The organism is Denitrobaculum tricleocarpae (assembly GCF_007004665.1).
Classification (GTDB): domain Bacteria; phylum Pseudomonadota; class Alphaproteobacteria; order Kiloniellales; family Kiloniellaceae; genus Denitrobaculum; species Denitrobaculum tricleocarpae.
Genome location: NZ_ML660052.1, coordinates 594,819 through 618,275 on the forward strand (window position 1 = coordinate 594,819; position 23,457 = coordinate 618,275).

Annotated in this window: 19 protein-coding genes and 1 tRNA gene; 9 read left to right on the plus strand and 11 right to left on the minus strand. The window is 59.5% G+C overall.

Features of this window, described 5'->3' with window-relative positions:
- Window positions 1–5 precede the first annotated feature (5 nt).
- Both FKG95_RS29505 and FKG95_RS02685 read left to right on the plus strand, forming a co-directional pair.
- Window positions 6–812 carry a hypothetical protein gene (locus tag FKG95_RS29505; RefSeq protein WP_179953896.1) on the plus strand — a complete coding sequence of 269 codons (807 nt, stop codon included), beginning with the start codon at window positions 6–8 and terminating at the stop codon, window positions 810–812.
- Window positions 813–1,012: 200 nt separating this feature from the next.
- Window positions 1,013–1,087 (plus strand) — tRNA-Gln (locus tag FKG95_RS02685).
- A 607-nt stretch (window positions 1,088–1,694) separates the two neighbouring features.
- On the opposite strand, the gene FKG95_RS02690 is transcribed toward FKG95_RS02685, so the two are convergent.
- The 4 genes from FKG95_RS02690 to FKG95_RS02705 all read right to left on the minus strand — a co-directional run bounded on the left by FKG95_RS02690 (window position 1,695) and on the right by FKG95_RS02705 (window position 6,955).
- The gene (locus tag FKG95_RS02690; protein WP_142894753.1) at window positions 1,695–2,366 is read right to left on the minus strand and encodes a Fe2+-dependent dioxygenase; all 672 of its coding nucleotides are present in this window, start codon (window positions 2,364–2,366) and stop codon (window positions 1,695–1,697) included.
- A 134-nt stretch (window positions 2,367–2,500) separates the two neighbouring features.
- Window positions 2,501–5,380 carry a hybrid sensor histidine kinase/response regulator gene (locus FKG95_RS02695; protein WP_142894754.1) on the minus strand — a complete coding sequence of 960 codons (2,880 nt, stop codon included), beginning with the start codon at window positions 5,378–5,380 and terminating at the stop codon, window positions 2,501–2,503.
- Window positions 5,381–5,781: 401 nt separating this feature from the next.
- A complete protein-coding gene (locus tag FKG95_RS02700) occupies window positions 5,782–6,378 on the minus strand; it encodes a class III lanthionine synthetase LanKC N-terminal domain-containing protein (RefSeq protein ID WP_142894755.1) in 597 nt (198 codons plus the stop codon).
- A 115-nt stretch (window positions 6,379–6,493) separates the two neighbouring features.
- Window positions 6,494–6,955: a YtoQ family protein gene (locus FKG95_RS02705; protein ID WP_142894756.1), complete on the minus strand. Its 462-nt coding sequence runs from the start codon at window positions 6,953–6,955 to the stop codon at window positions 6,494–6,496.
- A gap of 537 nt (window positions 6,956–7,492) precedes the next feature.
- On the opposite strand from FKG95_RS02705, the gene FKG95_RS02710 reads away from it, so the two are divergent.
- Window positions 7,493–8,413 (plus strand): LysR substrate-binding domain-containing protein, encoded by a 921-nt coding sequence (locus tag FKG95_RS02710; protein ID WP_142894757.1) that lies wholly within the window; start codon window positions 7,493–7,495, stop codon window positions 8,411–8,413.
- A 50-nt stretch (window positions 8,414–8,463) separates the two neighbouring features.
- Here FKG95_RS02710 and FKG95_RS02715 read toward each other — a convergent pair whose 3' ends face one another.
- Window positions 8,464–8,790, minus strand: coding sequence for a hypothetical protein (locus FKG95_RS02715; RefSeq protein WP_142894758.1), 327 nt, complete (start codon window positions 8,788–8,790; stop codon window positions 8,464–8,466).
- A gap of 235 nt (window positions 8,791–9,025) precedes the next feature.
- Between FKG95_RS02715 and FKG95_RS02720 the strand changes: the two genes are divergently transcribed.
- The 3 genes from FKG95_RS02720 (at window position 9,026) to FKG95_RS02730 (ending at window position 10,477) form a co-directional block, all read left to right on the plus strand.
- Entirely contained in the window at window positions 9,026–9,214 is a 189-nt protein-coding gene (locus FKG95_RS02720; RefSeq protein ID WP_142894759.1) for a hypothetical protein, read from the plus strand.
- 237 nt (window positions 9,215–9,451) lie between these two features.
- Window positions 9,452–10,003 (plus strand): DUF924 family protein, encoded by a 552-nt coding sequence (locus FKG95_RS02725; protein ID WP_218940047.1) that lies wholly within the window; start codon window positions 9,452–9,454, stop codon window positions 10,001–10,003.
- A 132-nt stretch (window positions 10,004–10,135) separates the two neighbouring features.
- On the plus strand, window positions 10,136–10,477 hold the full coding sequence (locus FKG95_RS02730) for a hypothetical protein (protein WP_142894761.1): 342 nt from the start codon (window positions 10,136–10,138) through the stop codon (window positions 10,475–10,477).
- 81 nt (window positions 10,478–10,558) lie between these two features.
- Here the strand turns inward: FKG95_RS02730 and FKG95_RS02735 are convergent, their stop codons facing one another.
- The 4 genes from FKG95_RS02735 to FKG95_RS02750 all read right to left on the minus strand — a co-directional run bounded on the left by FKG95_RS02735 (window position 10,559) and on the right by FKG95_RS02750 (window position 15,679).
- Window positions 10,559–11,185 (minus strand): pyridoxamine 5'-phosphate oxidase family protein, encoded by a 627-nt coding sequence (locus FKG95_RS02735; RefSeq protein ID WP_179953897.1) that lies wholly within the window; start codon window positions 11,183–11,185, stop codon window positions 10,559–10,561.
- Between the two features lie 160 nt (window positions 11,186–11,345).
- Entirely contained in the window at window positions 11,346–13,811 is a 2,466-nt protein-coding gene (locus FKG95_RS02740) for a mechanosensitive ion channel family protein (protein ID WP_142894763.1), read from the minus strand.
- A gap of 113 nt (window positions 13,812–13,924) precedes the next feature.
- Window positions 13,925–14,908: a glutathione S-transferase family protein gene (locus FKG95_RS02745; RefSeq protein ID WP_142894764.1), complete on the minus strand. Its 984-nt coding sequence runs from the start codon at window positions 14,906–14,908 to the stop codon at window positions 13,925–13,927.
- A gap of 66 nt (window positions 14,909–14,974) precedes the next feature.
- Window positions 14,975–15,679: a pirin family protein gene (locus FKG95_RS02750; RefSeq protein WP_142894765.1), complete on the minus strand. Its 705-nt coding sequence runs from the start codon at window positions 15,677–15,679 to the stop codon at window positions 14,975–14,977.
- Between the two features lie 208 nt (window positions 15,680–15,887).
- Between FKG95_RS02750 and FKG95_RS02755 the strand changes: the two genes are divergently transcribed.
- The 3 genes from FKG95_RS02755 to FKG95_RS02765 all read left to right on the plus strand — a co-directional run bounded on the left by FKG95_RS02755 (window position 15,888) and on the right by FKG95_RS02765 (window position 18,589).
- A complete protein-coding gene (locus tag FKG95_RS02755; protein WP_342779191.1) occupies window positions 15,888–16,808 on the plus strand; it encodes a LysR family transcriptional regulator in 921 nt (306 codons plus the stop codon).
- Complete coding sequence (locus FKG95_RS02760) at window positions 16,799–17,698, plus strand: DMT family transporter (protein WP_142894766.1); 900 nt, start codon at window positions 16,799–16,801, stop codon at window positions 17,696–17,698. The genes FKG95_RS02755 and FKG95_RS02760 overlap by 10 nt, the downstream gene beginning before the upstream one ends.
- 297 nt (window positions 17,699–17,995) lie before the next feature.
- Window positions 17,996–18,589: a GNAT family N-acetyltransferase gene (locus FKG95_RS02765; RefSeq protein WP_142894767.1), complete on the plus strand. Its 594-nt coding sequence runs from the start codon at window positions 17,996–17,998 to the stop codon at window positions 18,587–18,589.
- Between the two features lie 16 nt (window positions 18,590–18,605).
- Here FKG95_RS02765 and FKG95_RS02770 read toward each other — a convergent pair whose 3' ends face one another.
- Entirely contained in the window at window positions 18,606–20,681 is a 2,076-nt protein-coding gene (locus FKG95_RS02770; RefSeq protein WP_142894768.1) for a hypothetical protein, read from the minus strand.
- The gene (locus tag FKG95_RS02775; protein ID WP_142894769.1) at window positions 20,678–23,455 is read right to left on the minus strand and encodes a DUF4159 domain-containing protein; all 2,778 of its coding nucleotides are present in this window, start codon (window positions 23,453–23,455) and stop codon (window positions 20,678–20,680) included. The genes FKG95_RS02770 and FKG95_RS02775 overlap by 4 nt, the downstream gene beginning before the upstream one ends.
- Window positions 23,456–23,457 lie beyond the last annotated feature (2 nt).

The following is a 23,457-nucleotide window of genomic DNA, read 5'->3' on the forward strand; positions in this document are numbered from 1 at the left end:
TGCGAATGGGCGTCGTGGTGGTCAGAGCCGCCTTGCGCTCTATCGTCGGATCTCCGCCGGAGGTTATTCGTGTGCCCGGTTTTTGCTTTGACCCGACCGCGGGCTTCTTTCCGTCCGAAGAAGCTTTTGACGTTACGTCTTCCGACTTTTTCCCTACCGCACTTTTTCCTGTCCCATTTTTTCCGGCCGCTTTTTTCCCTTCGGATTTTTTGTCGTTGGGGGCTTTCCCGCGTGTCGCGGAAGCGGCGTCGGTCTTTTTATCCTCTTTCTCGCGCTCATTGGATTTTGAAACCTCGGCGCTCGCCTTGGTTTTTGAATCCTGCTTCTTGCCGGTGACATTGGCCGCCGGTTTTACAAAAGATCCGGCCAGTGGCTTCTTGGCTTTGTTCTCTGCAGGCGCTGAGCCGGCGAGAGGTGATTTGTCGCCGATTTTTGGCGCGATTGATTGTTTTTCCGGCTCTTTGGAAGGATCAGGTGCTTCGAACAGGCCCTTTTCGGTGCTTTTCGCTTTGGAACCTCGCGCGGACTGGGCCTTTGCTTTCGACGCGGTTTTGGTGTCGCTGCGTGGCAACGTGCCTTTGGATGACGGAATGTCCAGGCTGCTTTCAGACGCGCTTGAAGTGTCCGCTGTCTTCCGCGTTTCGTCAGCCGTCCCGGTCACCTCACTTTTTGAAGTTTTTGGTGTGGTCTCGCCGGTCTTGGCATCGGATGCGGAGTCGGTCGTGTTTGTCTTTGTTTCTTTGGCGGGCTTGTCTGATGGCTCGCTCATATCTCGCCGAATCAATGTGATATCCGCTTGTAGTGAAGCATAGTCCGCCGCATCTGGGCAATGCTTGAGGCGAAATACAACCTTCCGGTACCTAACGGGAGGCCGAATTTCACCTGCAGACGACACGGCTGCCCGGACTTTATCGTTAAGAGCTTCAATTGATGGTTAAAATGCGGGATTTTTGCTGAAACGAGCGTTGCGGAAGGTGAACTTCATCGTTATTTTGACCGCGAGTTGGCCAGATGGGGCGTAGCCAAGCGGTAAGGCAGCGGTTTTTGGTATCGCCATGCGCAGGTTCGAATCCTGCCGCCCCAGCCAATCTCACCTTTCTCACATGCTTCCGCTTAGATACCGCGCGCCTTTGCGATTACGGCAAGGAAACGCCCGTTTCACCTAGAGCAGATCCGGTTTAGATGGAATCGCCTTCGGCGATCCGTCGCACCGGTGAATCTGCTCTTATTATAAGATGTAGAGCGGGTTCACATGTTTTAGCGAAAACACAGAGTGTTTCCGTTAAAACATGACGCGCTCTAGTAACGAGCTGCTGATGCAATAGCTGGAAGCCGGCGGTCATCGGGTGGCGCAGATTCGCTCTAATTCTTATAGATAGATCAGCTTCATAAGCACGATGCATCGCCTTCGGCGATTTCATCCAAACTTGATCTGATCTATCGGCAAAAAAACGCAGTCCGCGACAGTACGGGGGGTGGTGTCGCGGACTGCAAATTGATCGGGCTTTTCTGTGCGGCGGGTGCCGGAGCTACCTTAATTTCATCACTCCGGTCCGCGGCACTGAAGCGCTGGTGGACAGCGATATGCACACCCTAAACCTGCCCCGCTTCAGTTTTCTTACAGTGGCCTTACTCTTCGGTGACGAGAGTCGCCATCTCCCAGACCCGCGGTCGCCAGGCCAATTCGTCCTTTTCTAGGTGTCGGCCCACATGCGTAGCAGGTTCAGGCGGCTCTTCTCGGCGATTTTGAACTGATCGGACTCGGGATGGGTCTCCGCAATCCATTTGGTGACTTCTGCGAGTTCGCCCAGAATTTCGCGTTTCGCCGGATCGCGAACCATGGATTCGATCCAGGTGACGACGGCGGCCCGCCGTCCCGAGCGCACCGGATTGACGTGGTGGACGTAGTGAGTCGGATAGACGACCGCGTCGCCTGCCTTCAATTTGTACTGCTGCTCGCCAAAGACTGTCTCCATCACCAGCTCTCCGCCCTTGTAGCTCTGCGGGTCGCTTAAAAAGATCGTCATGGAGAGGTCCGTGCGCATGCCGGGGTAAGGCCCCATCAAGGACGCATCCACGTGCGAGCCATAGTGCATGTCCTTGTCATAGATGCTGAATATGGGCGGGAGAATACGTTTGGGAATTGCGGCCACGTTAAATTCCGCGTTGGCCGAAATCTGGTTCATTACTGTCTGGACCAGCGGCTTGTAGGCAGCGTGGCTGTTCGACATTTGCGTGTTGCGCTTGATGTCCTGACCCAGAGGGCCGGCGCTCATACGTCCATCGACAAAAGGAACTGAAGCCATTTGCTGCAGTGTGGATTTAACCTGCTGCTCGTCCAAAATACTCTTGATGATCGCAACCATTCAGATCCTCTCCCTATTGATCGGAGAGGAAGGTACATCAATGCCGGAGGTTGTCCCAAGGATATTGACCGAAGCCTGCACGGTTTCGGATAGCTGTCAGTCTTCCTTGCGTTTCGGAACGGTCGGACACCGGTTCACCCGGCTTTTATGTTCTTTTCCAGATCGTCGAGAGAGGCATGAAGGTTTTCCAGGGTATTCTTGGCATCTGCCGTCAGATCGCTGGTGCTGTCTGCGGCGGCGTTCCCAGCGCCGCTGTCGAAATCACCTGCTTCGGCGCGCGCGCCCATAGTCTTGTGGCCCCTGTCGCGATCGCCGCACCAGTGCTCAATCTTCTCGAACAGCTTGGCCTTGTCGATCGGTTTTGAGAGGTAATCGTTCATGCCGGCCTGCAGGCACTTTTCCCGATCGCCCTTCATGGCATTGGCGGTCATGGCAATGATAGGAACTTCAGAGCGGGAACCGCTCAGCTTTCGGATCGCCCGCGTTGCGTCCAGGCCATCCATCTCCGGCATCATCATGTCCATCAGGATCACGTCATAAGGCCGGCTGCGGATCGCCGACAAGGCCTCCAATCCATTGTTGGCGCCGTCCGTCCTGTGACCCGCCTTGGTCAGAATGGTGGTGGCGAGCAGCAGATTGACCTGGTTGTCTTCGACGATAAGGACGCGCAGGCTGTTCGAACTCGATACATCGGTCTTGCTGTCGAGTGATGGCAGTGTGTCGGGCTGCTCCGGCCCGCCAAACAAAGCCCCGATGCAACTCGTCATGGCACCGAAGCCGAGGGGTTTCGGCATGGCAGCGTCGAATCCGAGTTCGCGGGCGCGTGAGTCCGTCACGATTTCTCCCGATGACGAGGAGAGGACGAGTTTGGTTGAACGGTATTCAGGGATATCGCGAATGCGTCTCGCCAGCTCCACGCCGTCAATATCCGGCATCATATGATCTATGATGATCGCATCAAAACCGCTCGAGTCTGCTGAATCATTGAGTCGTTTCAGAGCCGTTTCAGCATCTGCGGTGATTTCCCCGTCGATCCTCAAGGCCGCGAATTGCTTTTCGAAAACAAGCCGGTTTACTTCATTGTCATCGACAGCGAGGATGCGGCGCCCGGCAAGCAGCGATGCGGCTTTTGTTCTGGTGTCCTTTCCCTTTCCGGTTTGACGCTTCAACCGGACCGAGAACCAGAAAAGACTGCCGGAGCCGGGCTCGCTCTCCGCACCGATCTCGCCGGACATCATCGAGACCAGTTCCTTACAGATGGCCAGTCCGAGCCCCGTTCCACCGAAGCGCCGGGTCATGGAGGTGTCGGCCTGAGTGAACTTGTCAAAGAGCTGCGGCAGACTGTCCTTTGAAATTCCAATACCGGTGTCGCGCAGCTCGAAGAGGAGTTCGACGGCGTTTTCAGAGGCATTCTTGAAGGAGACCTCCAGACTGACGCCGCCTTCGTTGGTAAATTTGATCGCATTGCCTGCAAGATTCAGCAGAACCTGGCGCAGGCGTCCGGGGTCGCCCACCAGGGCGATTGGTACATCGGGTGCGATGAAGGACGCAATCTCGACGCCCTTGGCATGGGCGCGGGCCGACAGCAGTTCGAGAGTCGATTCGACGGTTGTCAGCAAATCGAAGTCGATGGCTTCGAGCTCCAGTTTACCGGCTTCGATTTTCGAGACGTCCAGGATGTCGTTGATAATGCTGAGCAGAGCCTCTCCGGAGCGATTGATCGTTTCAGCCTGCTGGCGCTGTTCGTCGTTCAGGTCGCTCTCGAGGAGAAGGCCGGTCATTCCCAGAACACCATTCATGGGTGTCCTGATCTCATGACTCATGGTCGCCAGGAACTCCGATTTCGCTCTGCTGGCGTCCTCGGCGGCATTCTTGGCGATCGCCAGGTCATAGCGGGTCGTGATCGCTGCTTTGGTCTTGTCGCGCAAGACCGACAGGGCTGTGGCGATGGTGAAGAGTTCGTCGCGGCCGGTTCTCGGGATTTCGATTTCGGTGCGCTCGTTGCTGATTGCAAAGAGGGCGGAGGAGATCTGCTTTATCTTCGTAAAGATTGACCTGTGCAGCATGTACCACCCTAAGGTCCAGGCCAGCAAAAGCGCGGTCACGGTCAATTGGAGGGTAAAGGAGGTGAGCGAGGAGACGTTGCCGTTGAAAGCGCTGATGTCCCGTCCGAACTCGGCGACCGCCCAGTCTTTTCCCTGGGAGTCTCTCAGGGTCACGGTGACGAAATTCATGTCGTCTCGGCTTGGATCGGCGTCTGGAGTGAGAGCGCTGCTATCCTCTTGTCCGTTCGCTTTTGCTGTTGGAGTCTCGATGTCTTCTCTGATCAGCGGATAGCCGCGCATGTCCCGGAACGTAAAGTGACCGGCCAGGTGTTTACCAAGGCCGCTGAGCAGATATCTGGGATCTACGACGAACTCGGCGAAAGCCCGAACCTTGAAACCGCCTATGGGCACGATGAGACTGTGTACGGGCCGGCCACTGTCCGTATTCCAATAATATCCCGTCGGCTTGCGTTGCTCGGCTTTTGGCCGCTCGAGGATCAGGCGCACTGCGCCTGGACGCGAGGCGATTGTATCACTCCCGCCCTCCAGAGATGAGCCCAGAGGCTTCAGTTCGGTCGTATGGATGACGACGTTTAACAGGCGCAACCGTTCCAGCCTGAACATCGGCACAAAGTGGACGGCATTCGCGGTTTTGATGATCTTGTTGGTGTCCTGTTCCCTGATCGCCCTGATGAGCTCGGGATTGCGCGCGAAATCGCTCACAAAGGGCCGGACTCTCTCCAGATACCCCATGCGGATACGGTCGTCGATCGCAGCGCGGACGGTGTCTTCCTGCGCATCATTCAGCGTGCTGAGGGCAAAGTGCTGGTATGTCTTGATCAGCCAGATTTCATTGGCGATGGCCCCAAGCGATAACAAAAGCGCTAGGCAAAACAATGCCTTGCGCAAAGTCCAGAATCCGGTTTTTAGAGCTTTACCGGAGACCGGTTCGCTACTTTCGCGGGTCATCGCCCGACCTCCTTGGAGAGCTTTAAGCCGGGATTGTAACCATTGGTAGGTAAATAAAGATTTATGGAGTTGACTAGAGCAGATCCGGTTTAGATGGAATCGCCTTGGGCGATCCGTCGTACCGGTGAATCTGCTCTAAATATATGATGTAGAGCGGGTTCACATGTTTTAGCGAAAACGCAGAGTGTTTCCGTTAAAACATGACGCGCTCTAGAAAGCCTGCCAAAACACGATCAAGACCATCAAGGAATAGGAGGCCTCAACCTAGCTAAACAGGATCTGCTCTAGACATCTGATTACGAGAAGTGTTTCAGCTTAAATACTTGATGTGCTTAAACTATGCTGAAAAGTGCCGGATTAGGACCGCTCATGATCTAAATCCATTTCTCGACCTGGCGATGCTAGCCTCTCCGGGAGCGCGCAGCGGGGAACTCGGCCATAAAATCGGAAGGCAGGGTGACTGCGATCCTGGAGCCCGGTTGGGTCAGCGCCTTGTACTGTAACCAGATGTTCTCGACCCAGCCCGGGTGGGCCTTTATGCCGCGTGCGTCTTGGGCTGTCGTGCCCTCCGACGTTATCATCGCGTCGTGACCGTAGGGTCCGTATCGGGAGTAGACATATCCCTTATCGACTTTTATCTCGCCCGTCAGCTCACTGTTCAGCGGTGTGACGCCTCCGGCCTGAAGCGCCTGTTCCAGCTCACTGGCGACTTCCAGCGCTTCGACATTCGACGACGGATAAATGGCGAACCATTTGCCCTGATTTTCGTCCTCGTCATTGAGGATTGGGTCGTCGCTCGCCCAGAACTTATGATTGACGTCCTTCGCCCGCAGGATCGGCATCGCGAGGTTGAGCGTTTGCTGAGCTTGCGCCTTTGAGCCAATGAATACGTGGAGCTTCCAGCCCTGACGCTTCATTGCTTGGGTGGCGAATCCCCATATTCTCCACCCTACCCCTGGAGAGTATTGGTTGTCTGGCACGCCCATGAGTTTTGTCATCACTCAATTCCTTTGCAAAGCAGGTCGGAAGTTGGGGTTTCTTACTTGCTCTCACTTCGATGATGGTGCCGTTGGCGAGGTAACTATTCAGTCGAAACTTTCCCGGTTCAGTTCGCTACAGCTCGCCGCGAATGACATACCGCAAAAGGCGAACGACCTGCTCCGGCTGTTCCGCAACCGCCATGGCGGCGCCGTCGACCTCTTTCAGGGCGTGGTTCAGCGCGGGGTCGTGAAGGGTGACGTAGGGGATCGACTGTGCAGCGGCAAAACCGGCGTCGAAGGCGGCGTTCCATTGCTTATATTTGTCGCCAAAGCGGATGACAGCGATGTCTGCGCTCTCAAGCAGGGTTCGCGTCCGCATCGCGTTCACCTTTGCGCCTTTATGATCGTGCCAGAAGGAAGAATCCTCGGCCCCCAAAATATCCGCGCCGCAGTCATCGCTGCTGGCATGATCGGTGACCGGGGATACCAGTTCGACCGGCAGGCCGGCTTCCTCGACACCCTTGGTGATTTGGTCACGCCAGTCAGTGTGGATCTCGCCGGACAGGTAAACGGTCCAGATGCGTTGGTCGGCCATAAGTTTTTCCTTGCTGGGGGATTCCTGTGCTGAAGTAGGCGGGAAAGACGTCGGCCGCAAGGGGCATTCCGCATCATGGAAGCCGCGCAAGCCTGCTCGGGGATCTTTGGTCGCCAAGCACCTCGGGCTGGCATATCCCGTCATGGGAGGCTAGATAGAACGCCGCCTCCCATGCACAATGCATCGAAGGCGGCGTCAGCCTGCGGCAGCGGTGGGTTCAGGTCACTGCCGCAGGCGACCTCGGTTGAAGAGAGTTATGAGGGTCTCAAACCGAGGCCTTGGGATGCAGGGTCTTCCGCGACGGAAGCGTCGTTGATCAAAAGCCCCTGTATGTTCGCGGTGCTTTCATCTTCAGCGATGTCCGCCTCATGAACATTCCGCATGAGGCCGACTGTCTCCTCCAAGGGTCCTGCCTTGCTGTCTCGCGGCTGTCGGCGCCGCTTATGCCGGCAAAGCATCTGTTATATTGAATTATAATCATTCTAAATATAATCTCCAATACAGTTCAGTTGGAAAATTGATAGGAAAAAGTTATCAATGGTGTCTTTTCGTCAGCTCGAGTATCTGGTTGCCGTCGCGGATCACCTGCATTTTCGCCGCGCGTCGGAGGCCTGCAACGTGTCGCAGCCGGCTTTGAGCGCACAAATCCAGCAGCTTGAGGCCGGACTTGGCGCGCAATTGCTGGAACGCAGTCAGCGGAAGGTCCTGCTGACCGCGATCGGACGCGATGTCGTGCAGCGGGCGCGCGGTGTTCTGACGGAAATGGAGTTGCTGAAAGAGTCGGTGCGTGAACAGGCGGCCCCGCTGACCGGCGCGATGAGGCTCGGAGTCATTCCCACTGTCGGACCCTACGTCCTGCCGGCGCTTCTGCCGCGAGTCAGGACGGAGTTTCCCAGGATGGAACTCTATTTGCGCGAGGAGAAAACCGCCGATCTGGTTGCACATCTGCGGGCCGGCGAGATTGACCTGGCTCTTCTGGCGCTGCCGATCACAGGCGACGACCTGCAGAGCTATCCCTTGTTTGACGACCCTTTTGTGCTCGCCATGCCGGTCGGCGATCCTCTGGTGCGACGCCGCAGGATCAAAGAGACCGAGGTAGCCGAGCGACCGCTTCTTTTGTTGGATGATGGCCATTGCTTGCGCGATCAGGCGCTTCAGATCTGCGCGGCGCACGGATCCTCAAACGTGGCGGACTTCAGTGCCACCAGCCTGAATACCCTGGTGCAAATGGTCGCCAATGGCTTGGGTGTGACCCTGATGCCGTCTCTCGCCCTGGAGATTGAGCTGCGGGCCGACAGCGGCCTCGCGTTCCGCCGTTTCGAGGATCCGCAGCCGAGCCGGCAAATCGGGCTGCTCTGGCGCCGCAGTGCGCGGCGCAAAACCGACTTCCACGCCTTTGCGGAAATGATCGGCCAGCAGGTCAGCTCCGGCGCTGTCCTCGGTGCAAAGGCTTTTTAACGCCCGGCTTTTGAGCGCCCCGGTTCTGAGCGAGGGGCTTTTGAACGCGGTCAATAGGCCGGAACGCCCGGGAACCTGCATTCATTGCGGCTGTAAACCTGCTTCACGTGGCAAACCCGGTTCATCTCGATCGCAAGGTGTCCCCGGCAGTTTTTGAAGCTGACGGTGGCATCGTATCCGATGATCCGGTTGGTGTTCTGGCCCGATTGCCGGCGGGCCAATACGGAAATTTTGTTGATGACGGATTTATTGATATTCAGCTCCGCGAGCTTCTGTTCGACCTCGGGCAGGCACTGATTAAAGCGCGCCGAAGCCGGTGAAACCAGCAGGGTCGAAAACGCGCCTGCCAGAATGATCATTGAGGTTTTTTGCAACATAAACATGCTCCCTGTTTCCTCGCTCCGCCCCCGTCAAATATATCCGCAGAGCATTCGCGCCGACCTGCGGCGGAAGCCCCCGAATAGATGTCGCTTAAAAGAGATGTGGGGACGGCCAACCTCAAACCCCGTCACCTCTTCGTGAGAGCGCGCAACTTACCATCATATCCTGTCACCCAGGTTTCTTGCGGTTGTCACGTGGTTTTCATGACGAAGCGGTACTGAAAGCCAGTACTTGACCTCTTGGGATCTCAAGATCATGGCGATCGAACCGAACTACCGTTTTCTGGCCGATAAGCTGCGGGACTTGGCGGAACGCCTGCGCCGTAACAACGACGACTCGCCGGATGAGACGGGTCGGCATAACAAGCGGGCCGACGAGATCGAGTGGTGCATCCAGGGCCTGGATGGATACTGCTCCTGAGTCAGAGCCATCAAACCGGGGTGGGCGGCGGATACCTGGCCTTTGCGTCGGTGCCGGTGCCTGTGCCTGTGAACGCGCCGACCCATGAACGCGCTCGCCCATCCTTGCCGTCCGATTGATCTCTTTTCACGATTTAACTTCCGGAATTTGACTCCGCAGACCATCCTTTTCGTGGATTTGCCCGCTTTGTGAATGCAGGCTATAGGGATGAGAAGACTGTCCGGTTTCTGCGGGAGGATGTTTGTGACCACAATTGATGCTGTGCTGGATTTTTGGTTCGCTGAAGGCATGGCGGAACGCTGGTTCGTCAAGGACCCGGCCTTTGATGCCGAGGTGCGTGCTGCGCTTGAACCCGGTTATCAGGAGGCTCGCGAGGGCCGTTTGGACGACTGGATGTCGAGCGCGCGCGGGTGTCTTGCTCTTTGCATCCTCCTGGATCAGGCGCCCAGGAACCTGTTCCGGGCAGACCCCCGCGCCTTTGCCAGCGATCCTCAGGCGCGCAGCATCGTCCGTCACGCTCTCGGCCAGGGGTTCCAAGAGAGCCTCTCTCAGATCGAGCGTTTGTTTCTCTATCTTCCGCTAGAACACAGTGAAGACCTAAAGGATCAGGAAGACTGCCTCGCGTTGACCATGGCGCTTGACGAGAATCCGTCCTGGTATGACTACGCGGTTGCGCACCGGGACATCATCGCGCGCTTTGGACGCTTTCCCCACCGGAACGAGGTTCTCGGACGAGAGGCAACACCAGAGGAAGCGGCTTTTCTGAGGGAACCCAACTCGTCCTTTTAGGTGGTTTTGCTCTTGATTGAGGGAACCGGGGATGTGAATCCTCTATCCGGCCTTATCCAAAGCTTGCGCCGGACGTCGTGATCGCCCTGGATCAGGCCCACCCAAGTTGACGTACACTCGCTGGAGGACGCTATGAACGCAGCTACTTTGCCCGGTCTTATGCTCGCCATTTTGGTATTTGCATTGGGCGCCGCCCGGCCGTCGGTCGCGAGCGAGGATGCAGAAGCGAGTTTCACCCGTTACCAGCAGGCAATAGAAGTCACCAAACAGTGTCTGCAGATTGGTTTTTCAGACGGTGAGTACGAGCGGATGGGCGAGATCATCAACGAAAAGGTCGGCCATAAGGTCGGTGCGAAGCGGCTTTCCCTTTTGCTGGCGGCCCAGAAGGATGCCAGGAATCTGGTGGAATCGGAAGGTTGCGACAGCAGTCAGGCTCAGGAGCTGATCAAAATCTACGACGCTGAACTGAAGTGACCCGGCCTTGCTCCGGCCCGTCCTAATCCAGCCCCCGTGCGACTCCGGCAGGTGTCGTTCTGTCCTGGGTTCGCCGTTGGTTTAGGGCACGAGCCAGGTCGTATCCAGCTCGCCTTCGGCCGTCCAGTCGAAGCGGGCGCGCCTGTGGCCTTCATGGCAGACGTAAAGCCATTCAAGCTTGCTGAAGCTTGCCGATACGACCGCAAACTCCTTGTAGCCTTTTTCCGACTCTTCCAGCGTGGGGTCGCGCTCTTGCAGCTCAGGCGGCAAACCCGACGTCGGCCAGGCGCTTGGCTCCCCCGGGTGTTCCGCCGCCATATACTCCCGCCGGTTGTCCAGCGTCAGCTTTTCCCAGGCGGCAGCCGTCACCTCGTCTTTGTGCGACACGGTTGCCACGGCATCGACGCGAATCTGCGTCTGCGCACCGCGGTCGTAGAACAGGAATGAAATTCTCGGATCTGCTTTCAGGTCCTGGACTTTTTTGCTCCGAATGTCGGTATGAAAGCGCAGGCAACGCGCTTCACGATCCACATGCCGCAGAACCACCGTGCGCAACGCTGCCCCGCCTGAGTCCGGCAAGGTGGCGGCGACCGGCGTATGGAATCCGTGACGCCGATCCGTGACGCCTTCTTCCAGGAGCGTCCAGATCTCATCCAAAACAACGCCAAGCCTAGGCTCGTCGTCGCTGCTCCAAATATCAAGTGGCATGGTAACCATCAAAAAAATTCCTCACTTACGGATGAAATCCGGTGAACGCCGGGTGTAAGCACACACAACAATAGCAAAAAATCTGCGACAGGTGGATTATATCGTCTGCGAACTTTTAATCGCTGATCGGATATTTTTATCCTCGAGTCAACCGGTGCCTTTACTGGCCGGGCTCCGGTGGCTGCGTGCTCGAGCGATTCGCAATCGCGTTTTCCAGCCGGTCGATGTCCTTGATATTGACGTCGCGCTGCGGGAAGGGGATCTCGATCCCGGCCTCCACGAAGGCGCGATTGATCGCGATACGCAGCTGACTGCCGACAGGGACACGCAATTCCACCTGAGCAATGAACCCGCGCGCCTCGAAGTTCAAGGAGGAGTCGGCGAAGTCCTGAAAGATGACCTGTGGCTCAGGCCAGGTCATGATTTTCTCGTGTTCCTTCAGGCAGGTCATCAGGATATCCATGACCTTGTCGACGTCCGATCCGTATGCAACGCCGACCACGACCTCGACGCGCCCGTAGCGGTCTTTGTGCGTCCAGTTGGTGACCGCGTTGGAGACAAGTTCGCTGTTGGGAATGATGATGGACGCGCGCTGGAAGGTCTCGATTTCAGTGGCGCGGACTTTGATGCTTTTGACAAAACCTTCGTTGCCGCCGATGACGATCCAGTCCCCCACCTTGATCGGCCGTTCGATGAGAAGGATCAGCCCGGAGACGAAGTTGTTCACAATATTTTGAAGACCGAAACCAATGCCGACCGAGAGGGCACCGGCGATGATCGCGATATTGGAGAGGTCCAGGCCCAGTGTTGTGATCGCGAGGGTCGCCGCAATGGTCAATCCGATGTAACCGGTGCCTGCGGTGAGCGAATTCTGAACACCTGAATCCATCCGGGTGTTGGGAAGAACCTGCTCTGAAAGCAGGCGCTGGAGGAAGCGTGTGACCAGCAGGATGACCAGAAACACGACGATCGCGACCAGGACATCGCCTGGAGAGATTGTCACGCTGCCGATCTTGACGCCTCTGAGAACACTGACCGCCACGCGGGCCACATCGCCGAAGGGCAGGCCCCAAAGCGGCGAGATCAATATAAATCCGGTGATCAGGACGATAAGATCGAAGGCGGCGCGCAGCCAGAACTTGAGCAGTTTCCGGGTGCTGTGCACCAAACCGATTTGAGTGCGAATCATCTCGGTGCGCAGCACGGCGCCGATGATTTCGCGCCCCAGTCCGCGCAGCAGGAAGAGAGCGCCGGCGATAGCGCCGCTCAGAACCAGACTGTTGATGAGCTGCGCGCCGAGAACCACGTAGCTGAAAAACGAGCTCAACAGCGTGATGGCGGCCAGGATGGCGGCCAGATAGCGCAGCATCCACCAGAGATGCCAGGGTCCCTGCGTGGCTTTTTGCACCTGTTCCGCGCTCATGCCGGGGGCGGTGGGGTCGGCGCGCCAGAGCGAGGCCCGGCAAAGAGTCAGGACACCGATCGCCTCAAGAACATTTGTGACGAAAAGGTAGAGCGAGCGCTGTTCTTCCGACGGCCGATACAAGGCGTACTGACCCAGGGCCGGCATGATTTCGACGAAGAAGGCATCGATGGCAAAAATGAGCGCGAGAACCGGTGTCACTCGGCTGATTGTGCGGGCGTTTTGCGCTGTCAGTGGCAGAAGACGCCAGTTCGGCAAATCCGGTGCCAGTACAGCCCTTGGGAGCGCGCTGGCAAGAATGACGAAGATCGCGGCCACGCAGAAGATAACGGCGACCGACTGAAATAATCCGCTGAGCAGAGACTGCTCGCCAAGCGCTTGCGGGAGGAAGGCCGCCAGGATCATCGCGGGTACCACGCCGTTGGCGAGCCCCTCGCCGATGGCACCGCTCAGGCGCCGCGCATAGGATGGGTTTTCGAGTGATGCGTCCCGGCCGAACCAGTGAAAGAGAAGACGGCGCACACCCCAACCGATCGCGATTGCAATCGTCAACTGAAAGGCAAGTTTGGCGAAGAGCGAGCCTCTGAGCTCGTTTTCGCGCAGAGACTGCCACCAGGTTACCGGCGATTCGACGATCAGGCGCAGAACCTCCAGAAACTCCGGAAGCGCCTGTTCGATTGTCTGTGGCGCGAGCGGGAAGGGGGACACCGTCATGATGTCGGCGATGCGGCGGTCGCGGATGACGGCGATCGCAGATGACTCGGCCTCGTTGACGCGGGAGAGGGCGAGTTCAATCTGCTTCAGCTTGGCTGTCTGAGCCGAAATATCCGTCATAATTTCTTCGCGCTGGACGGCAATCGCTTCCGGCTCCGGCGGTTCGCTCTCTTCCGGGCGGGGACCCAGTGCATCGAGCTTATTGCGAAGCGGCCCCAGCTCTGCGTTGGCTGCGTCACGCAGCACTTCGGCCTCGCTTCGGACCGCTGAGAGGCTGTTACGGATCTGGTCGATCCGTTCCGGCGTAATGCTGTCCTCTGCGACTTCCTGCTGGACCCGGTCCAGCAGGCGGGACCACTTGGCGATTGAGTCCTCAAAAGTCTCCTGTGCGCTCGCGGGATTTGTAAAACCCAAAACTCCGGGCACCGGAGAGAAGACCGCCGTGCCAAGAAGCAACAGGAGACCCGCTATGAAAATCCGACTTCGCACTTAGCATACCGCTCTGTGTTATTTGGCGGCAGTGTAGCTTTGACGGCGGCGTGGATACCAGCGAGATATCTGAGGCCCAAGCGGAAGTTCACTCCGATCCCGCCCGCTCAGCCCTATGCTGTCAGCACGGCGCGCTGATGGGGGGCATGAAAATCGATCTCGGGCCCCTGCGGTACGATGCCCGTGGGGTTTACGGTGGGGTGGCTGCCGAAATAGTGCTGCTTGATATGATGCAGGTTCACGGTTTCGGCAATTCCGGGTATCTGGAAGAGTTCCCGGGTGTGGCCCCAGAGGTTGGGCAACTCCGCCAATCGCCACTTGTTGCACTTGAAGTGCCCCACATAGACCGGATCGAAGCGCACCATCGTGGTAAAGAGCCGCCAATCGGCCTCGGTGATCCGATCACCGACAAGATACCGCTGCCGGGACAGGCGGTCTTCGAGCCATGCCATGGAGTCGAACAGGGCTGTGAAGGCCTCGTCGTAGGCTTCCTGCGAGGTTGCGAAACCGCACTTGTAAACGCCGTTGTTGACCGTGTGATAGACACGTTCGTTCACCGCGTCGATCTCTTCCCGCAGGGTCTCGGGATAGAAATCAGGGCCGCTGTCGGTGACCTCCGCGAAGGCAGAATTCAGCATCCGAATGATTTCGGAGGATTCGTTACTGACGATGCTGCCGGTTTTCTTGTCCCAGAGGATGGGGACCGTGACCCGTCCGCTGTAGTCGGAAACCGCGCGGGTGTAGATCTGGTGCAGGTAGCGCGCGTCGCCCAGCGTGTCGCCCGTACAGTCTTCGCCTTCGCCGAACTCCCAGCCATGTTCTCCCATGTGCCAGTGCACGACCGATACCGAGATGGCGTCCTCCAGTCCTTTGAGGGCCCGAAAGATCAGGGTGCGGTGCGCCCAGGGGCAGGCCAGAGAGACATAGAGATGGTAGCGGTCCGGCTCCGCCTTGAAGCCGCCCCGGCCGCTTGGTCCCGCCTCGCCGTCCGCGGTGACCCAGTTCCTGAAGATCGACTCGTTGCGCTTAAAGCGCCCGCCGCTCTTTGAGGTGTCATACCATTTGTCGTGCCAAACGCCGTCGACCAGAAGGCCCATTGATTTATTCCCTTGTGTGGTTTGCTGTTCGATTGAGAGCGCCGTGCCAAAGCCCTTGGCAGGCCATCACTCTATTGGCAGATCTGCCAGAAGAATCTCGGACTCTTCAGATGCTTCCAGGAGCAGGCTGTCTTCCGCGGTGATCGTCGCACCGTCCCGTGCTCCGACCGCCGTGCCGTTAACGGTGAGTGCGCCGGTCGCCGCCACGAGATAGCCCTGACGATCGCTGCCGAGGTCGTACCGAAGGCTTTGACCCTTGGATAGCGTGGCGCCCAGCAAGGCAGCATCCTGGTGGATCTTGAGGGCTCCTTCATGCTGGCGGCGGCCGGAGGCCAAGGGAACCAGGACGCCGGAACGGCCGGTCTTGGGAAAGCGGTTCTGGTCCCAACCCGGGGTCAGGTTCTGGACTGCGGGGCGGATCCAGATCTGAAACAGCGTCGTCTCTTCGTCCTCCCGGTTGAACTCCGAATGCATGATGCCCTTGCCGGCGGTCATGACCTGGACATCGCCGGCCTCGGTCCGGCCCTCGTTTCCGAGGTGGTCCTTATGCGTGATCGCGCCACTGCGGACGTAGGTGATGATTTCCATGTCGCGATGACCGTGCAGGTCGAAACCCGTGCCGGCCGCGATCGCGTCGTCATTCCAGACGATCAGCGGACCCACGCCGCTCCGCGCCGGATCGTAATAGGACCCAAAGCTGAAGTGGTGGCGTGCCGTCAGCCAGTCGTTTTCAAAGCGGCCGAGACGATCAAATGCGGCGACATCGATCATGGGTCTTCTCCTTCCTTCGATATTTAGAGCACAGTCCCGTCAAATGTCTCCGTATGATCGGAACATGCTCTAACGCTGTCGCGCGCGACCGAGAGGCGCTTACGCGACAGGCTTTCTGAACTCACTTCTATTTAGTTGGCCCTGGCTTGTTTCCCAAGATGACGTTATATCTTGTTTAGTAATTAATTTGTTTCTGTGGAGAAACGATGTGATTGATGAACTGGGCAGCATGGCGATCTTTGCCCGCGTGATCGAGACCGGCGGCTTTTCAACGGCGGCACGCGATCTCGGCGTCAGTAAGTCCCTGGTTTCCAAGGAGGTGAGCCGGCTTGAAGACCGTCTCGGCGTGCGCCTGCTTAACCGCACGACCCGGCGCCTTTCGCTGACCGAAGCCGGGGCAGCGTTCTACGAGGGCTGCCAGCGTGTTCTCAACGAAGCCGAGTCCGCGAAAGAAGCGGTGTCCCATCTGGCCTCGGCCCCACGCGGCCAACTCAAGGTCAATGCCCCTATGTCCTTTGGCATCATGCACCTGGGGCCGGCGTTGCCCGCGTTTCTGGAGCGCTTTCCCGAGCTGGATGTTCAGATGGTGCTGAACGACCGGGTGGTGGATCTGATTGACGAAGGCTTCGACGTGGGAGTGCGGATTACCCGGATGCTGGACTCCAGCCTCATCGCGCGCAGGCTGGCGCCGAACCGGCTGGTGGCCTGTGCGGCTCCGTCTTACTTGAAAAAACATGGCACGCCCCGGCGCCCCGAGGAACTGAAGCGGCACAATTGCCTGGGCTACAGCTATTCCAAGAGCCCCGGTATCTGGGAGTTTCGGTCTGAAGGCACGCGCCACAAGGTCGCGGTGAGCGGGCGCTTTACCGCAAATAACGGCGATGTCATACAGGCGGCGTTGCTCTCGGGCTTCGGCATCGCCGTTCAGCCGAGCTTCATTGCCGGAGACGATTTACGCAGCGGGCGCCTGGTCCGACTGTTCGAAGGTTATCAGATCGGCGAGGAGTCGGCCGTGCACGCGGTTTTCCCCGCGAACCGGAATCTCTCGCCAAAGGTCAGGGTTTTCGTGGATTTTCTGGTCGAACGTTTCGGAGACCTGCCTTACTGGGATGCGGAAATTTGGGACTGACGCCTCAAAAATCACTGCTGCCGATGCTGGCGGTCTCCCTGTCGGCGGTCTTGTGGGGGCTGTGGTGGATCCCCCTGCGCTGGCTGGATGACCGCGGGCTTCGGGGGGACTGGGCCAGTTTCGCAATCTTCGGCTTGGCCTCCCTGGCACTTCTGCCCCTTGTGGTCAGGCGCGGGCGTTGGAGCGCTGATCAGATCAAAGCCCTCTTGGCGATCGGCGTGCCACTCGGGATCGCGCTGGTGATGTGGAATCACGCGGTGATCCACGGCAATGTCATTAGGGTGGTCCTGCTGTTCTACCTCTCGCCGATCTGGGCCACCCTGATGGCGCGGGTCATGCTCGCCGCCCCTATTCGCCCGACGAGATGGCTTGCCATCATTCTGGGGTTCGCCGGTGCGGCGGTGATCCTGGAGGTCGATATCCTGACATCGGATAGGGTGTCTGCCGAATACTCGTCTGCGGATGTCATGGCGCTGCTGTCGGGCGTTTGTTTCGCCTTTGCCGCCACCAAGACCCGCGTCCACACCGGGGTGCGGGAGCTGGATAAGACCTTTGTCTCGGTCTTGGCGGCGGCGGGCGTGGCCTTGCTCTTCATTGTCGCCACCAAGACCCCACCGCCGTTTCAGGCTGTCGGGGGCCTTTTGGCTGTTGCTTCTGGCGTTGCGCTGTTCTTTCTCCTGCCGACCACCGCATTGTTACTCTGGGGGGCCGGACTGCTGGATCCCGGGCGGGTTGCGATCCTGCTGCTGCTCGAGGTCCTGACCGCCGCCATAAGCTCTGCGCTGCTCACATCCGAGCCCCTGGGACTCCGGCAACTGTTGGGCTGCGCCCTGATTCTGGCGGCTGGACTGATGGAATCCGCGCCCGGTTTACGGCGCCAAAAGGCTTAACATCCAGGCTTGGCCCTGACTTGAGTGCTGCGACACACCTTGATCAAAGCGCTTGGACTTTCGCAAAAGGTGTGATAATCGAAAAAAAGATACAGATTTAGGTTTGCGAGAAATGTCCCTCAGCGGAACACTCCGACGACGATGCCGACGCCAGCGCGCTTTGCGTGAAGGGTGCCGTTTTGTTGTGATTCCGCGCTAATTCCTGCGATTTCCAGCTGGAGAGCAACGAAAGACAGCGGTCCCAAACGACTGACCTTCGTTGTACAGCCGCCATATGCGGTTCAGGGATTTAGACACATGACCTTCGACAGCTTCGCCAAGCCTTCCCCGCAAACAACTGCCTTGCAATCAAACTTCAGGATTGTACCCCAGACCGCCGCTTCCGAGCCTCTGATAGACGACCTGCTCGATCGGACCTTTGGCACTGAACGTCAGGAGAGGACTGTCTACCGTCTGCGTAAGGGGCTGTCCGCGGTCGAAAGCCTTTCTTTTATGGCCGTGAGTGAAGACGGTGATCTGATCGCGTCCTTGCGGTTCTGGCCGGTGGCAATCGCCGGCAAACCCGCAATCCTGCTGGGGCCGCTCGCTGTCGAGCCGAAGCACCAGGGGCTGGGTATGGGACGTTCTCTCGTGGCGGTGGGCCTGAAGGCCGCCAAACAACAGGGCCACGCGCTTTGTCTTGTCGTGGGTGATCCTGCGTATTACGCGCCCTATGGGTTTATCCCGGCCTGCCCCAACGGCTTAATCCTGCCCGGCCCGGTCGCGCCCGAGCGGTTCCAGGCTCTGGAGCTGGTTGCCGGTGCGATCGAGGGGGTGCGTGGCCTGGTCGAGCGGGCCCCGGAAGGCAGCACGACGGAAGGCAGAAAGCCCAAGCGCTCCGTCGTCGCTTGACTTCATGTTCTTGCGATCAGTGGCCTTCTCTGAACCAGGCTGCAATAGCGCCGCCGACCAGAACGAAGAGCAGGAGGATTGCGGGCAGGAGCGGGACCTGGTTTACGCCGGTCACCACGTAGCCCCGGGCGTCTCTGATGCCGATCCAGTTTCTGCCGAACTGGTCCCGGCTCGGACTGACCTTGCGCAGACCCGGTTCGCTGTTTTTTGCCAGCCGGACCGAGGTGCCGCCGCTGTCTTTCAGCAGCGCCTGCATGGGTACGGCGCTGGAAAGCGCGTTTTCGAATTCACGCGGATTGAGCGGACCGGCCGCGGTAACGGCGGAGAGCACACCATCGGAGATCCGGTAAAGGCCGGCCTCGCTGGCATCGATCGACGCCCGGGCGACGCCGTCGTCGCCGGGTTCAAGCGTGACTTTCTGCTGCGTGCCCGAAGGCAGGACAACGTCGATTTCCGGGTTGTCCACGATCAGCGAACGGCGGGTAATCTCTAAGCGGCCGTCGACCACACTGGCGCGCAGATCTTCCTCTTCGAGCTCCGGTTCCTTCATGAGCCAGTGCGAAATCCTGCGCAGGAGCTCTGCCTGCGGCCCGCCGCCGTCAAAGCCGCGGGACCAGAGCCACATGTGGTCGCTCATGAACTGGGCGACCCGGCCTTCGCCGACCCGGTCCAGCACCAGAAGCGGCCGGTCATCCAGGCCGCTCATCACGATGGATCCGCGCAGGGAGTCGCCGCTGATATGGCGGAACCATTGACCCCATTCCGGCGGGTCGTTGGCTTTGCGGCCGCCCAGGGTCGCCGTGACCGGATGGCGTTCGCCCAGTTCGGTCACCTTGGGCCGGTAACCGGCCTCGTAAATCTCCCCCGTGGGCTCGACCGGCAGAATACGCCCCAGCGGCGTACGATAGAGCGAGAGGGGCGTGGCGAAGGTCGGGCCGACCGCTTCCAGCAACGCCCCGCCCCGTTCCACGTAGCGCGCGATGTTGTCGAGATAGATCGAGGGCAGGACACCGCGGCGGCGGTAACGGTCGAAAATGACCAGGTCGAATTCGTCGAGTTTGAGCTCGAAAAGTTCGCGCGTCGGGAAGGCGATCAGGGAGAGTTCCCGGATCGGCGTTCCGTCCTGTTTCTCCGGCGGGCGCAGGATGGTGAAGTGGACCAGATCCACCGAAGGATCGGATTTCAGGATGTTCCGCCAGGCGCGTTCGCCCGCATGAGGCTCGCCCGAGACCAGCAGAACCCGCAGGCGGTCGCGTACGCCGTCTACCGAGATGGCGGTGCGGTTATTGGCCAGAGAGAGTTCGCCGGTCAGCGGCTCCGCCTCGATTTCCAGGACGCTCGGACCCCGGCGGTCCAGCTCGAATTCGATTTCCTGCTCGACGCCAACCGGGACCCTTACAAGCCTGGGATCTTGGCCGTCCTGACGGATCTGCAGTTCCACCAGCCCGCCGCGGTCTTCGCTGCCGATATCCTCGACGATCAGCTTCAGGCTCTGGGGCTGTCCGACGATGCCGAAGCCCGGCGCCTGAACCACGGTCAGCCTGCGATCGAATTCCTTTTCCTCACCGCTCAGCAGCAGGTGCACAGGTGCTTGGATCCCCAGCGCGGCAAAATTCTCCGGCACGTCATGGATCTGGCCGTCGCTGATCACGATCACGCCCGAGACCTGTTGGCGGGAAACGCTTGAGAGGGCCTCGCCGAGCGCTGAAAAGAGTTTGGTGCCGTCCTGCTCGACACCGATGGCGTCTGCGCCGGCGCGGATGACCCGAACCTCTGTGCCCTCCAGTGCCTCCAGTCGCTCCAGGGTGTGCGCCAGGGCGTCTTGCGTCTGCTGCGACCTGGGGCCGAGTTCCTGACTTTGGCTGTCATCCACCAGAACGAAGACGATGTCGTTCAAGGCTTCCCGCTGTTCCTCGATCGCGGAGGGATTGGCGAGCGCCAACAGGAGCCCTCCCAGTGCGAGGATGCGCCAGGTTGCGCCGCGCGCCCTGCGGAAAAGCGCGAAGGCGATCAGCAGGAACGACAGCGCTCCAATGACCGCCAGAACCTCCCAGGGTAACAGGGGCGCCCAGTGTATTGAGACCGCATTCATTGTCCGAGGCGCTCCAGGATAAAGGGTATGTGGACCTGATCGGCCTTATAGTTCCCGGTCAGGGCATACATCACCAGATTGACGCCGAAGCGATAGGCCATCTCCCTCTGGGCCTCCTTGCCGGGGACCACCGGAAGGATCGGGCGTCCCAGCTCCGTGGTCGCCCAGGCGCCCGCCCAGTCGTTGCTGCCCACGATCACGCGCGCCACTCCGTCGTTGGTCTGGCTGTCGTTGGTCTCGATCCAGAGATTTCCGCCCGCGTAGCGCCCCGGGAACTCCTGCATCAGGTAAAAGGACTTGCGCAGGACGTGCTCTGTCGGAACGGGCTCCAGGGTTGGAATAGCGACATTGGCGGTCAGGCGCTGCAGCGCCAGGTTGGTTTGGCTCTGCTGTCCCTGGATTCTTGCCGTCGCGCTGGGATCGCGCAGATCGAAGAGGATCGTGCCGCCGTTGTTCAGGTAGTCGTTCAGCCTGCGCGTCGCCTCGGCGCTTGGCGTCCGCTGTTCGGCGGTGATGGGCCAGTAGAGCAGGGGAAAGAACGCGAGTTCGTCGCGCTCTATGTTGACGCCAAGCGGCGCGCCGGCTTCGACGGATGTCCGGCGCCGCAGGATTCGGGTCAGGCCCTGCAGGCCGGCTTCGCTGATGGCGTCGATCCGCTCTGTGCCGGTGATCACAAACGCCAGACGGGTTTCCAGCGTGGCCTCCAGGGCGCGGACTTCATCGATCTGGCTTTGCGCCCCCGCCTCTCCGGCATTCAGCGCAATGAACGATGTCCCCAGAGCGACGACGAGTGCGGCTGCCGCCTGTGACAGCTGCGGCCTGACCAGACCGCGCATGAAAAGCGACAGCAGCAGGTCCGCGAGCGCGAGCAGCAGAGCCGCCAAAAGCAACCAGGGCTGCAAATCGATCTCCTCGCTTTTGCTATAGGATCCGGACTCGGCACCGGTCACCGGGCCGAGCGCTTCGAGCGGTGGAAGCTGACGGACAAGATTGTGGGCGACCCGCTGCTTGACGTCTTCGCCGTAGAAACCCGGAGGACGCTCGGCGCTGACGAGATTGCTTGAAGCGTCTGCTTCCGAAGCACTTGCATCGCCCTCACCGGCCGCAGGGAGTGGCTTGACGCTGGCGCTCGGAGCGACCAGGCGACCGAAGCCGTTCATGACTTCAAGAGGCGGCAAGGGGATGCTGTTGGCGTTTCCGTCCGAAACGCCCTGGCTCACGGCGACAATGCGCCTCAGCATATCGACGAACAACCCGGAGAGGGCAAGGTTCGACCAGTCTGTGTTGGCTGTCGTATGGAACAGAATCACCCAGCCTGTCTCGCGTTGTTCTGCGGTGATCAGGGGGGTGCCGTCGCTCAAGCGCGCCCAGGTTTTTTCTCCCAGTTCGAGCGAGGGTTCGGCTAGAACCTGGCGTTCGACCGTGACGTCGCCGGTGGTGTCCAGGCCGGCAAAAGGCGTGCCTTCCGCGAAGCCCGCCAGGCTTGCCGGGCTGTCCCAGGTCAGGGCGCCACCCAAGATCCTGTCACCGCCCCGCAGCCGCACCGGCAGGAGGACGTCGTCGCTCTCCGCCGCCATGCGCGGGCCGGCAAAGCGCAATAGCAGTCCGCCGTTTTCGACCCAGCCGCTCAGCCTGTCCTCTTCCTCCGGTGTCAGGTTGCCGATATCGGGCAGGGCGAGAACCGCAAGCTGGCGCGTCAGGAGTTCATCGATACTGCCCTGCCGGACCTCGCTGTAGGGCTCGAGCGCCCGCTGCAGGTAATAGACTTCGCTCAGGAGAGGCTGCGACTGTTGGGCACCGCCCGTCGTCACCAGACCCACGGGCCGGCGCCGGGAGGATTCGTCCAGAAGATAGCGTGCGCCGGCGGTGCTCTCGTTCTCGAGGGAAAGCTGGGCCACGCGGTTGCGTAGCTCGGTGGGCAGCTGCAGGCGGAGCTCGCCCCTTTGCTCACCGGCTTCAAATGTCACCGGCTCGCGCGCCACCACCGTGCCGTCCTCGGCCAAGGCGGAGACTGTGACCGTTTCCGAGCCCCCGGAGGCGCTGCGCTCGACCGGGATGACCAGATCCAGGCCGTCGTCCTGCGGCGGTCGCACCAGCTTTGCCAGGGATCCGCTTTGATCGCGCAAGACCGTGACCCGTCCGATCCCGCGCAAGGCCCTGCCGAAGTCCTCGCTCTCGGCGTCCGCGATGCCGTCCGAGAGCCATGCGACGTGAGCTGACGTTCCCAGATCAAGATTTTGCAGGCTTTCAAGTGCGCTCATGCGTTCGACCGGCCAGGGGTGAGGCTGAATTCCCTGCGCCAGTTCCAGAGCCTCGGCCGCAGGCAGCAAAGCTGTGACATTTGTATGTCTTTCCGAAGTCGCGGCGGCCGTCGGCAGAAGTACAACCGGCCGCTCCTCGCGCTCGGCCCGCTCGATCACCTCGAGCATTGCCTCCATCTTGCTGTCCCAGTTCTTTGCGGAGGCCCAGCCGTTGTCGATCACCACGACGACCGGGCCGCTGCCGGGAAGAAGCGCCGCCGGATTGATCAAAGGCTGGGCGAGACCCAGGATGATCAGGAGGATAATCAACATTCTTAGAAGAATCAGCCAAAGCGGTGTGCGCGCTGGTGTTTCCTCGGGTGGCTCCAGCCCGAGCAGCAGTTGCACGGCCGGGAAACTCAAGGTTTTGGGGGAGGGCGGGGTGACTCTTAGAAGCAGCCAGATCAGAGGCAGACCGATAAGAGCCGCCAGCAACCAGGGCTGAGTAAACGCCATGAGGCCGAGGTCCAGCATCT